The 12613-nt window shown below is 45.6% G+C and carries 11 protein-coding genes; all 11 read left to right on the forward strand.

Annotation, left to right across the window (positions count from 1 at the left end; genetic code table 11):
- Nucleotides 1–141 precede the first annotated feature (141 nt).
- The 11 genes from rpoN (at nt 142) to rnr (ending at nt 12402) form a co-directional block, all read left to right on the forward strand.
- Nucleotides 142–1452 carry an RNA polymerase factor sigma-54 gene (gene rpoN, locus NOM01_RS04255; protein ID WP_255746681.1) on the forward strand — a complete coding sequence of 437 codons (1311 nt, stop codon included), beginning with the start codon at nt 142–144 and terminating at the stop codon, nt 1450–1452.
- Nucleotides 1453–1834: 382 nt separating this feature from the next.
- Nucleotides 1835–2869, forward strand: a complete 1035-nt coding sequence (locus NOM01_RS04260) for a sugar-binding transcriptional regulator (protein ID WP_255746683.1) — start codon at nt 1835–1837, stop codon at nt 2867–2869.
- Between the two features lie 15 nt (nt 2870–2884).
- Nucleotides 2885–3892: a type I glyceraldehyde-3-phosphate dehydrogenase gene (gap, locus tag NOM01_RS04265; RefSeq protein ID WP_255746685.1), complete on the forward strand. Its 1008-nt coding sequence runs from the start codon at nt 2885–2887 to the stop codon at nt 3890–3892.
- A gap of 147 nt (nt 3893–4039) precedes the next feature.
- On the forward strand, nt 4040–5227 hold the full coding sequence (locus tag NOM01_RS04270; RefSeq protein ID WP_255746688.1) for a phosphoglycerate kinase: 1188 nt from the start codon (nt 4040–4042) through the stop codon (nt 5225–5227).
- Between the two features lie 51 nt (nt 5228–5278).
- Nucleotides 5279–6040 (forward strand): triose-phosphate isomerase, encoded by a 762-nt coding sequence (tpiA, locus tag NOM01_RS04275; protein WP_255746690.1) that lies wholly within the window; start codon nt 5279–5281, stop codon nt 6038–6040.
- A gap of 113 nt (nt 6041–6153) precedes the next feature.
- Nucleotides 6154–7437 carry a phosphopyruvate hydratase gene (gene eno, locus NOM01_RS04280; protein WP_255746692.1) on the forward strand — a complete coding sequence of 428 codons (1284 nt, stop codon included), beginning with the start codon at nt 6154–6156 and terminating at the stop codon, nt 7435–7437.
- A gap of 229 nt (nt 7438–7666) precedes the next feature.
- Nucleotides 7667–7885, forward strand: coding sequence for a twin-arginine translocase TatA/TatE family subunit (locus NOM01_RS04285; RefSeq protein ID WP_255746694.1), 219 nt, complete (start codon nt 7667–7669; stop codon nt 7883–7885).
- Between the two features lie 14 nt (nt 7886–7899).
- Nucleotides 7900–8646 carry a twin-arginine translocase subunit TatC gene (gene tatC, locus NOM01_RS04290; protein ID WP_255746696.1) on the forward strand — a complete coding sequence of 249 codons (747 nt, stop codon included), beginning with the start codon at nt 7900–7902 and terminating at the stop codon, nt 8644–8646.
- Between the two features lie 109 nt (nt 8647–8755).
- Nucleotides 8756–8989 (forward strand): preprotein translocase subunit SecG, encoded by a 234-nt coding sequence (secG, locus tag NOM01_RS04295; RefSeq protein ID WP_255746698.1) that lies wholly within the window; start codon nt 8756–8758, stop codon nt 8987–8989.
- A 292-nt stretch (nt 8990–9281) separates the two neighbouring features.
- Complete coding sequence (locus NOM01_RS04300) at nt 9282–10031, forward strand: alpha/beta hydrolase (RefSeq protein ID WP_255746700.1); 750 nt, start codon at nt 9282–9284, stop codon at nt 10029–10031.
- Between the two features lie 19 nt (nt 10032–10050).
- The gene (gene rnr, locus NOM01_RS04305) at nt 10051–12402 is read left to right on the forward strand and encodes a ribonuclease R (RefSeq protein WP_255746702.1); all 2352 of its coding nucleotides are present in this window, start codon (nt 10051–10053) and stop codon (nt 12400–12402) included.
- Nucleotides 12403–12613: the final 211 nt, after the last annotated feature.

The raw sequence follows: 12613 nt of genomic DNA on the forward strand, positions 1-12613 counted from the left end.
ATAGTGCATTATATTTATGTGGATTGGTCTAGAGCGGTCTATTGTTCGCTAAATGATCATTAAATGTGACAAATTCCGTCAATGAAAGCGTAGTCATTTTATTGATGAATTGCTATAATAATAGTAAAGGAGGTGAGCGAGATGGGATTGGCACTCGTTCAAACGCAATCGTTAAAACTGAAAATGACGCCGGCTCTATTCCAGTCGATGACCGTGCTCCAATGTAATAATGAAGAGCTTTCGCGGATGCTCCATGAAAAAGCTTTGGAAAATCCATTGCTGCATGTCGAGGATCGCGAGGATCGCAGAGATTATTCGTCCTATTCTATAGACGGTGCTGCGAAGAGCACGTCCGACGTGATCGAGGAAACTGCGGCGAATCGTGTTGATTTTCGTGAACTGCTGCATCAAGACCTGCATCAAACACGGCTTGATCACATGCTCATGGATGCTGCCGATATCCTTATTGATTCATTAAATGACAATGGATTCATTGATGAAGATCCGCAAGCCATTCTTGATCGGTTCGGGAAGTTTGATGCGGATCCGGAAGAAGCGTTGGAGGCCGTTCAAGCCTTGGACCCTGCCGGTGTCGGTGCCCGCTCGCTCATCGAATGCCTGTGTCTGCAGCTTCGCCGACTCGATCGGCGCTGCACGCTTGCGGAAACAATCTTGACTGAGTATCGGGACTGCTTTATGACCGGAGACTGGGCAGAACTTGCTTCTTTACTGGATGTGGCACAAGCCGATATTGATGCGGCTGTTGAACAAATTCGTAAACTGAATCCGAATCCTGTGGCAACGATTCAGGATGATCCGCCGCAATATATTGTTCCTGATGTCGTCATTTCGAAAAGGGACGGCGAACTTGTTTGCGAATTGGAGGATCAATATCTCCCGACGATTTCTGTAAATATGAACGATTATACGCGCTATATGGAGGCAGCGGATGCGGAAACGAAACGTTATCTTCGCGAAAAGTTTGATGAAGCTGACTGGCTTCTTTCTGGTGTATCCCGGCGCCGGCAGACGCTGATGAAACTTGCGCAGATGGTGATGGAGCGTCAAAAAAATTACTTTTTGAGTGGAGATCAGGATTGTTTGCTTCCATTTACCATGAAACAAGCTGCCGAACAGCTTTCGGTCCATGAGTCAACAATCAGTCGGGCAGCTGCCGGAAAATATGTTCAAACGAATTTCGGCGTTCTTCCGATGAAAAATTTCTTTGTCCGTGCTGTGCGTGCGGAACACGGGACGGTTTCTGCTTTCCAAATTCAAAATGAGATTAAGCAGCTGGTAAAAATGGAAGATCGCAGAAAACCGCTGTCTGATCAGAATATTACCCGGCTTCTTGAAAAATCAGGAATTCGCTGTTCCAGACGAGTCGTTGCGAAGTACAGGGCAAGCTGTGGAATTGGATCGACAATTGAACGCAGAGCAGCCTACAATTAAAAAATGTTGGGACTGGTTGAGTCCCAATTTGATTGGCGTTGTAAAATTTTACAACGCTTTCTTTGTTTCCTTTTGTCGAAACAGGGTATACTTCACATGGACAAAAAAGCCGCAAGAGAAGATCCGGACAAGCATGCAATCAATCGTGCAGATGTGACATTTTTCAAAATTTGCAGATAGTTTCGATTTAACAAGCCGCATTAAATCAACATTTTTTATAATGTGACGATTCTGCGTCATTGAAATGCCTATACAAAACATTTACATGATTATGCTTGTAAACAATGGCGAAAGTTGCTATCATGAAACATGGAGCAGATGGGACATAAATTGACTGTGTGGGACATTTTGAGACCTGAACAGGTCGATCGAGGGGGACGCTGTGGAACATTTGCTTGATCTTCAAAAAAGGCTGATCCCCGATGTCTTAGACATAATGTCCAGTCGCTACCGTATTCTTCAATCTCTTCATTTTCTTCAGCCGATCGGCAGACGGAGTTTGTCATCTCATTTAGGCATGACTGAGCGGGTTCTGCGCGGCGAAGTCACGTTCCTGAGCCAGCAAGGGCTTATCCAAATGGCGTCAAGCGGCATGTATCTGACGGAAAACGGAGAAGCCATTGTTAAGGCTCTTGGCACTGTGATGAAGAATATTTCCGGATTGAAGAACATGGAGAAGCAACTGGAAGAAGTTCTCGGCGTTTCCAAAGTTGTCATTGTCTCTGGCGACAGTGATCAGTACGCGACTGTCAAGAATGAGATGGGGCTGGCCTGCGTCAAGGAAATCGAACGCGCACTAGGTGAAGTCAACATTGTTGCGGTGACCGGGGGCTCAACGCTCGCAGCCGCTGCTGAAATGATGCACCCGCTTAGAAGAGCGCACCAGGATCTCCTGTTTGTATCGGCGAGAGGCGGTCTTGGCGAGAAGGTCGAAAATCAAGCGAACACGATCTGCGCTAAAATGGCGGAAAAAGCTGAAGGGCGCTATCATCTGCTCCACGTTCCCGATCAGCTCAGTGACGAGTCCTATCACAGCTTGATGGAAGAGCCCAGTATTCATCGGGTCCTGCAGCACGTCCGTCGTGCAACCATCATCGTGCACGGCATTGGTGATGCAAAAACGATGGCAATCCGCCGTCATTCCGGTGAAGAAATTCTCAAAAGAGTCGACACGGAACATGCTGTGGCCGAGGCTTTTGGCTATTTCTTTGATCAGACGGGTCGCGTCATTCACAAAGTTCAGACCATTGGATTGCAGTGGGAAGATCTGTTTGGCGCGCACGCAGTGATTGCCGTGGCCGGGGGCAAGTCTAAGGCTGAGGCAATTCAGGCTTACTTTAAGAAAGGTCCCGATTCCGTGCTTATCACGGATGAAGGGGCAGCACAAGAGATTTTAAAAAATTTCCAAACCATTTAGGAGGTCATTATTAACATGACAGTTAAAGTTGGTATTAACGGTTTCGGACGTATCGGTCGTCTTGCTTTCAGAAGAATTCAGGATGTTCCAGAATTGGAAGTTGTTGCAGTTAACGACCTTACAGATCCAGCAATGCTCGCTAACCTGCTGAAATATGATACAACTCAAGGCCGTTTCAATGGCGAAGTTAAAGTAGAAGATGGCTACTTCGTAGTTAACGGCAAGAAAGTAAAAGTTCTCTCACAACGTGACCCTGCTGAATTGCCATGGGGCGAACTCGGCGTTGACATCGTTCTTGAATGCACAGGCTTCTTCACTTCGAAAGAAAAAGCTGAAGCACACATCAAGGGCGGCGCTAAGAAAGTCGTTATCTCTGCTCCTGCAAAGGGCGATCTGAAGACAATCGTATTCAACGTAAACAACGATTCACTCGATGGCTCAGAAACAGTTATTTCCGGTGCATCTTGCACAACGAACTCTTTGGCTCCTGTTGCTAAAGTATTGAATGACAAATTCGGCATCGAAAAAGGCTTGATGACTACGGTTCACGCTTACACAGGCGACCAAATGACTCTTGACGGCCCGCACAGAGGCGGCGACCTTCGTCGTGCACGTGCCGCTGCTGAAAACATCGTACCTGCTTCTTCAGGTGCTGCTGCAGCCGTTGCTCTTGTTATCCCTGAATTGAAAGGCAAATTCGACGGATCTGCTCAACGTGTTCCAGTTAAATCAGGTTCTGTAACGCTGCTTTACGCAACGCTTGCTAAGAACACAACTGTAGAAGAAATCAACGAATCGATCAAAGCTGCATCTAACGAAACTCTTGGCTACAACGAAGATCCAATCGTTTCTTCTGACGTCATCGGTATTACTTACGGCTCTCTGTTTGACGCAACTCAAACAAAGATTCTTGACGTAGACGGCAAGCAACTCGTTCAGGTTGTTGCATGGTATGACAACGAAATGTCTTATACTTCACAACTTGTTCGTACGCTCGAATACTTCGCAAAGCTTGCAAAATAAGTATTGCCTAACTTTTTGAATAGAACTTGAATAGCGGAAACCTTAGTTGTTTCCGCTTTTTTGATGAATACTGTTCTTATCGGCGGTGGGCACGGACTGCAGCCTTGCCCCAGTGTCCGATGAAATATAGCGAAAGAGGGTCTAGGCATGGCAAAGAAAACCATTAAAGACATTGACGTTAAAGGCAAGAAAGTTTTCTGCCGTTGCGACTTCAATGTTCCGCTTAGCGGTACGACGGTTACGGACGACACACGTATTCGTGCGGCGCTCCCTACCATCAACTATTTGATCGAAAACGGTGCAAAAGTTATTCTTGCTTCTCACCTCGGCCGTCCTACGGCTGAAGACAAGGATTCCTTCAAAATGGATCCTGTCGCAAAACGCTTGAGCGAATTGCTCGGCAAACCAGTTGCTAAAACGGACCAAGTAGTCGGACCGGAAGTTGATGCAGCTGTTGCAAAATTAAACGAAGGCGATGTTCTTCTTCTTGAAAACGTTCGTTTTGAAAAAGGCGAAAAGAAGAACGATCCTGAACTTGCAAAAGCATTCGCTGCGCTTGCAGACGTTTACGTCAACGACGCATTCGGTTCTGCACACCGTGCGCATGCATCAACAGCAGGCATCGCTGAATATCTTCCTGCAGTCGCAGGCTTCCTTCTCGAAAAGGAATTGAAGATTCTTGGTGCTTCTCTCGAAAATCCGAAACATCCGTTCACTGCCATCATTGGCGGTGCGAAAGTAACCGACAAAATCGGCGTTATCGAAAATCTGCTTGACAAAGTAGATACTTTAATCGTCGGCGGCGGACTTTCTTATACGTTTGTTAAGGCACAGGGCTACGAAATCGGCAAGTCTCTGCTCGACAAAGACAAACTTGATCTCGCTAAGAAATTCCTTGCACTTGCAAAAGAAAAAGGTGTTAATTTCTTGACTCCTGTTGATACGGTCATTGCTGATGAATTCTCCGAAACAGCTAACAAAGACGTTGTCGATATCGACAAAATGCCTGCAGGCTGGCTCGGCGTAGACATCGGACCGAAGACGGTTGCTCTGTATGCAGACGCAATCAAAAAGTCCAAACTTGTTGTTTGGAACGGACCAATGGGTATTTTCGAAATGGAACCTTATGCTAAGGGTACTGAAGCAGTTGCTAAAGCACTTGCTGAAGCAACTGATGCAACAACGATCATCGGCGGCGGCGATTCTGCAGCAGCTGTTGAGAAATTCCATCTTGCAGACAAAATGACGCACATTTCAACCGGCGGCGGCGCTTCTCTTGAACTCATGGAAGGCAAAGTACTTCCAGGCGTTGCAGCCCTTGATGACGCTGAATAATCAGGACAAGATAACTAAGAAATAACCGCAAGAAAGGGTAGGTGTTCTTTCATGTCACGTAAACCGATTATTGCCGGAAACTGGAAGATGAACAAAACAGTTAAGGAAGCACACGAATTTGTTGAGGCAGTTAAGGACAAGGTTCCTTCTGCTGAACTCGTTGATTCTGTTGTTGCCGCTCCTTTTCTCGCTTTGGACCGCATTGTTGCGGACGCAAAGGGCTCAGATCTGAAAATCAGTGCTGAGAATGTTCACTTTGAAGAATCCGGTGCATTTACCGGTGAAGTCAGCCCGGTTATGCTTGAAGATCTAGGTGTTCAATACACGATCATCGGCCACTCTGAAAGAAGAGCGATGTTCGCTGAAACGGACGAAACAGTTAACAAAAAGGTGCTTGCATCCTTTGCACATCACCTCGTTCCGATTGTCTGTGTTGGTGAAACACTAGACGAACGCGAAGGCGGCAAATGGCAATCCGTTGTCAAGAACCAAGTAACAAAAGCATTTGCAGGTGTTCCAAGCGATCAGGCTTCTGACGTTGTTGTCGCTTATGAACCAATCTGGGCGATCGGCACAGGCAAATCTGCTTCGGATGAAGATGCTAACGAAGTTTGCGCTTATATCCGCACAACAATCGCAGCTCTTTATGACGAAGCAACCGCTGCAAAAGTTAGAATTCAATACGGCGGCAGCGTAAAACCGGCAACAATCGCCGGATTGCTCGCTCAGTCTGATATCGACGGCGCACTTGTCGGCGGTGCCAGCTTGCAGCCTGAATCATTCCTTGCACTGCTTAATGCAGTAAAAGGCTGATTCAAAATCAGTTTTATTGAAAATGATGTTTGAAGTCGTTCGTTATCGTCCGGACATAACGATCGATAACCAAAGTACTGTATAAATTTATATGAGGATAAGGAGAGATATGAATGTCTCAAATCGTTGAAGTTTACGGTCGCGAAGTTCTTGACTCACGCGGCAACCCAACTGTTGAAGTTGAAGTTTATACAGAAGACGGCGGCAAAGGCCGCGCACTTGTTCCAAGTGGTGCTTCTACCGGCGAACACGAAGCCGTTGAATTGCGTGACGGCGACAAGAGCCGTTTCGGCGGCAAAGGCGTTCTGAAAGCTGTAAAGAACGTTAACGAATTAATCGCTCCTGAAGTAATCGGCATGGAAGTTCAAGACCAAGTAGCTCTTGACCAAGCAATGATCGATCTTGACGGAACGGAAAACAAAGGCAAATTAGGCGCTAACGCTATTCTTGGTGTATCTCTTGCTGCTGCTAACGCTGCTGCAGACGAACTTGGTGTTCCGCTTTACCGTTACCTCGGCGGCGTAAACTCTAAAGTTCTTCCTACACCAATGATGAACATCCTTAATGGCGGCAAGCACGCTGACAACAGCGTAGACTTCCAGGAATTCATGATCATGCCTGTAGGCGCAGATTCCATCAAGGAAGCTGTTCGCATCGGTGCTGAAGTATATCACGCTTTGAAATCGGTTCTTTCTGCTAAGGGTCACCTGACAGCTGTCGGCGACGAAGGCGGTTTTGCTCCTAACCTTAAGAACAACGAAGAAGTTCTTGACACGATTCTTGAAGCAATCGAAAAAGCAGGTTACAAACCGGGCGTTGACGTTAAGCTCGCAATCGACCCAGCTTCTTCTGAATTGTTCGAAGACGGCAAGTACAACTTCAAAGGCGAAGGCGTTGTAAGAACGACCGACGAAATGATCGAATACTACACCAAATTGGTTGAAAAATATCCGATCATCTCGATCGAAGACGGCCTCGATGAAAACGATTGGGAAGGCTGGCAAAAACTTACCAAGGCAATTGGTGACAAAGTTCAACTCGTCGGCGACGACCTGTTTGTAACGAACACTGACTACCTGAAGAAAGGTATCGACCTTGGCGTTGCCAACTCGATCCTTATCAAGGTTAACCAAATTGGTACGCTGACGGAAACGTTGAACGCGATCCAAATGGCTCAAAAGGCTGGCTACACTGCAGTTGTTTCTCACCGTTCCGGTGAAACTGAAGATACGTCAATCGCTGACATCGTTGTTGCAACGAATGCAGGCGAAATTAAGACTGGTTCTCTTGCAAGAACTGACCGTATCGCTAAGTACAACCAGTTGATCAGAATCGAAGACGATCTCGCTTCTTCTGCTGAATACCTTGGCGATGCTTCATTCTACAACATTAAGTAAGATCGATTCTAATTAAAGAATCTTAAGTCAAAGAACAGGATCCATCATTCATGGATCCTGTTCTTTTGTTGTTAAATAAATCCTCATGTGTTGGTTCTGAACATAAGTCGCCTTGATAAAGAAACAAAAAAATTGACCAATCGACAGCAATCGTGCGATGATCAGAACGAATACTATGCAGTGAATTCTTATTAGGTTAAACGAAAGATGAACTAAAGAGGTGTGTGTCATGCTTCAAAACATTGGTATTCCCGGTCTTATTCTCATTCTGGTGATTGCGCTTGTCATTTTCGGACCGTCAAAGCTTCCTGAGATTGGAAAATCTTTCGGAAAGACGCTGAAGGAGTTTAAAAAAGCAACGCAAGGACTTGGCGATGATCAATCGGATCAGCGTAATAAAACGATAATTACCGAAGCGGAGAAGACAAGCAACGAAAAAAAGGCTTAAGGAACTGGTAACAGATGACTGAAAAAAATATGTCGCTCATTGAACATTTCAATGAGCTGCGAAAACGAATCATTTCTGTTTTCGTTGTCTTTGTCTTAAGCGCCGCCGCTATGCTTTTTTTTACAAAAAACTTCTATCTTTGGCTCGTTAGTGATCTGGGTGTCTCTAATAAGTTGGCTGTGCTCGGACCGACGGATATTGTCAGCGTCTATTTTTTGATCGCCGGCGTTGTTGCAATCGCTGTAACCATTCCGTTTGCGGCGTGGCAGCTTTGGCTGTTTGTAGCCCCGGCTTTAAGTAAGAACGAGCGTAAATTGACGCTTTCTTACATACCGGCGATTTTCTTGCTCTTTATAGGAGGAATCGTCTTTGGCTACGAAATTGTTTTTCCGAACATCCTTCATTTTCTTCTTGGCATGAACGACGATATGTTCCAAGTGCTTTTTACAACGGATCGCTATTTTCGATTTATGATTAACGTTGTTTTACCGTTCGGAGTTTTGTTTGAAATGCCGGTGATCGTGGTGTTTTTGACCAATTTAGGTATCTTGACGCCGATACTTATGAAAAAAATGCGCAGAATTGCCTATTTTGTGCTGATCGTCATTGGCGTCGTGTTGTCGCCGCCGGATTTTGTTTCCGATACGGTCATGTCGATTCCACTTTTACTCCTCTATGAGATTTGCGTGACGGTTGCGACTATTACTTATAAACGGAAGCAGCGAAGAATGGACAGGGTTGCAGATCAAATGAACGATTGATCTGCGCGGTTAAAAATCATCCGTGGCCGGTTGCTCTTGGCACTTCGGTATGGTACATTAAAACTAATGACTGAATGAACGTTGATTCGAAGATAAGGGGTACACGTCGATGCATACATTTTTATTAACGGTTATGATTATTTCAGCTGTTGTAGTCATTGCGCTCGTTTTGATTCAAAGAAGTCAGGGCGACGGGTTGTCCGAAGCAATTACTGGTGGAGCTGAACAATTATTCAGCAAGCAAAAAGCGAGAGGCATTGAAGTCGGCATTAAAAGGCTGACGATTTTCTTCTCAATTGTCTTTTTTGCCTGCGCGTTTTTAATTGGCTACTATTTTAAATAATGCCAGTAAGTAAAACCGGAGCGGATACTCCGGTTTTTATTTTAATTCGAACTTGACAAGGAAACCGTCCATGCGGACTTGTCCGGCTAAAACTTCCGGTTTCCTTTAGACCTGGCAGAAGATATAGCGTATAATATATTTTGGAAGAAGATGCCTATTTCATTTCAATATGCTGTTCATTCATGCTGATCGCAATTGAACTCTTTATAGAAGCAAAGTTCGCGTGAAACAGGGATAGAGAACGTGTGGAATAAGGCAAAAGCGGATCTTTTGTTTAGGGGATGAGGGAAGGATGGAATTAAAACGTCCAAAGCCATTTTTCCTTGAATCCGGACCGCGTGCTGTACTGTTGCTGCATGGATTTACAGGCAATTCGATTGATGTCCGGCAGCTCGGACGCTACTTGAATCAGCGCGGGTACACATGCTGCGGACCGATTTATTCCGGTCATGGCGGACCACCGGAGGAATTACTCAAAACAGGACCTAAGGAGTGGTGGCAGGACGTTTGCCGTGCTGTCGAACACTTGCAGCAAACTGGGCATACTGAATTTGCGGTTTGCGGTCTTTCATTAGGCGGGGTATTTTCACTCAAATGTGGATACACTTTTTCAGTGAAGGGTATTATTCCAATGTGCGCTCCGGCTTATTCCGCAATGCGTGACCGCTTGGTTGCCGGTACGACGGCATACGCACGTACGTACAAGCAGTATCAAGGAAAAAGCGGTGAAGAAATAACCGTCGAATTGCAAGAATTCAGACGTCGAATACCGGTTGTTCTGGATCAATTATCCGCTCTGATTGACAATGTCAGGGAAGAAAGCCATAAAATTACGGCTCCTGCTCTGATTATTCAGGCGCAAAAGGATGAAATGATTAACCCGGAAAGCGCACACTATTATTATGATTCCATTCATTCTACAAACAAGCAATTAAAGTGGTACGAAAATTCAACACACGTGATTACGTTAGGAACAGAGAAAGTGCAACTGCACAAGGATATCTATGCGTTTCTTGAAAGCCTAGATTGGTCTGTTTCCTAAGTATAGGGAGGTTAACGACATGGCGGAAGAACGCATTCAGAAAATCCTGAATTATATGCGAGAAGAAACTTACCGGCCGATGACATTAAAAGAACTGGAAGCTGCTTTTGGAGCAGAACAGCCGGAGGACTTCACTAATTTTGTGAAAGAAATGAATGAAATGGAAGAGCAGGGACTTGTGATCCGTACACGTTCGGATCGCTACGGTCTGCCTGAAAAAATGAGCTTAATGACCGGCCGTGTACAAGCACACGCTAAGGGCTTTGCATTTATTATTCCGGAAGAAGACGAAAAACTGGATGATGTATTTGTCAGCCCAAACGATCTCGCCGGCGCTATGAACGGAGACACGGTTGTTATTCGTGTGTCTCACAAAACATCAGGTGAACGTCCTGAAGGTACCGTCATCCGAATTCTTGAGCGAGCAATCACCAAGGTCGTCGGAACCTTTAATGCTGGGAAGCATTTTGGTTTTGTCATTCCGGACGACAATAAAATTACCGGAGACATTTTTATTCCGGAAAATGCGGAACACGGTGCAATGGAAGGCCATAAAGTCGTTGCTGAAATCACGAAATATCCGGAAGGCCGCAAAAATGCTGAAGGTATGGTTACTCAGATTCTCGGTCATAAGAATGATCCCGGTGTCGATATACTATCCATTATTTACAAGCATGATTTGCCGCTTGAATATCCGCCGGAAGTTCTATCCGAAGCTGAAGCGATTCCGGATGAACTGTCGGAGAAGGATTATATTGGCCGCCGTGATTTACGTGAAGAGACGATCGTGACAATCGATGGTGAAGATTCCAAGGATTTGGATGATGCGGTAACGGTCTCTCGTTTGGACAACGGCAACTATAAGTTAGGCGTACATATTGCGGACGTCAGCTATTATGTGACAGAGGGATCAGCACTGGATGCGGAAGCATACGAACGCGGAACGAGTGTGTATCTTGTTGACCGCGTGATTCCAATGATTCCGCATCGTCTGTCGAACGGAATCTGCAGTTTGAATCCGCATGTTGACCGTTTAACGATCAGTTGCGAGATGGAGATCAATCCGCAGGGCATTGTTGTCGGCCATGATATTTTCCCGAGTGTCATTCGTTCGACAGAACGCATGACCTACAACAATGTCCGTAAGATTTTGAAACGCGAAGACGACGAAGTGCTGGAACGTTATAAAGACATGATTCCATTCTTTGATCTCATGGCAGAACTAGCCGGTATTCTTGAAAAGCATCGCCAAGATCGCGGCGCGATTGACTTCGATTTCACAGAAGCAAAGATTATTGTCGATGAACAAGGCAAGCCGGTGGATGTTGTCGTTCGTGAACGAACGATTGCTGAGCGCTTAATCGAGTCTTTCATGCTGGCGGCTAACGAAACGGTTGCTGAGCATGTAGACAAGCTACATCTACCGTTCATTTATCGTGTTCACGAAGAACCAAACCCGGAACGTTTGGAAAAGTTCTTTGATTTCGTTGTTAACTTCGGCTATGTGCTGCACGGTTCGCCGGATAAAGTACATCCGCGTACGCTGCAGTCCTTGCTTGAAAAAGCAAAAGGGCAGCCGGAAGAAGCGGTTATCAGTACCGTGATGCTGCGCTCGATGGCCAAGGCAAAATATGATGACAAATGTTTGGGACACTTCGGTTTGTCAACGGAATATTACACACACTTTACATCGCCAATCCGTCGTTATCCGGATTTGACGGTTCACCGTCTTCTGCGCAAATATCTGTTTGAGAAGAAAACGGATCCGAAGACATTGGCCTACTGGAAAGGTGAAATGCCGGAAATTGCGAAGCATACCTCCGAATGCGAACAGCATGCGGTTGAAGCGGAACGTGATACAGATGACTTGAAGAAAGCTGAGTATATGCAGGACAAGGTTGGAGAGACATTTAATGGTGTGGTCAGTGGTGTCACCAACTTCGGACTGTTTGTTGAATTACCGAACACGATCGAAGGACTTGTCCATATCAGTTATCTGACCGATGATTATTATCACTACAGTGAAGAGAATATGGCACTGATGGGCGAGCGAACCGGTCATATGTACCGGATCGGTGACGAAATTGAAGTTCGTGTGCTGGCTGTTAATCTGGATGAACATGCGGTCGACTTTGAAGTTGTGGGCATGAAACCGCAGAAGCCGCGTCAGAAAAAATCACGACCAACAATTATCCAAGGAAAAACCGGACCGAGCAATGGCCCCGGCAAGAAACGGTTCGGCGACAAAAACGGGGGCAGACATTCTGATTCGCGAGGTGGAAGCCGCAGTGGCCGTGGAGGTCGAGGCGGAAATAATCGTGGTTCAGGTCAAGGAAATTCCTATTCGAACAATAACAGCAAAAGTAAATAAGGGATAATTGGTGCCTCGGCATCCGAATCTTTGAATTCGGAGGTCGGGGCTTTTTACTTTCCATAGATACTGACATTTTATAAATGGACAAGCATTTATCTATACAAATCATATTATATAAATCATTTGACTATACAAATAAAAATGAAAGCGTTATACTTACAAATGTAGTAAATAGCTGAGCGGACATCTAGGCATTGCAACGGCCGTG

The organism is Sporolactobacillus sp. STSJ-5 (genome assembly GCF_024385605.1).
GTDB lineage: Bacteria > Bacillota > Bacilli > Bacillales > Sporolactobacillaceae > Sporolactobacillus.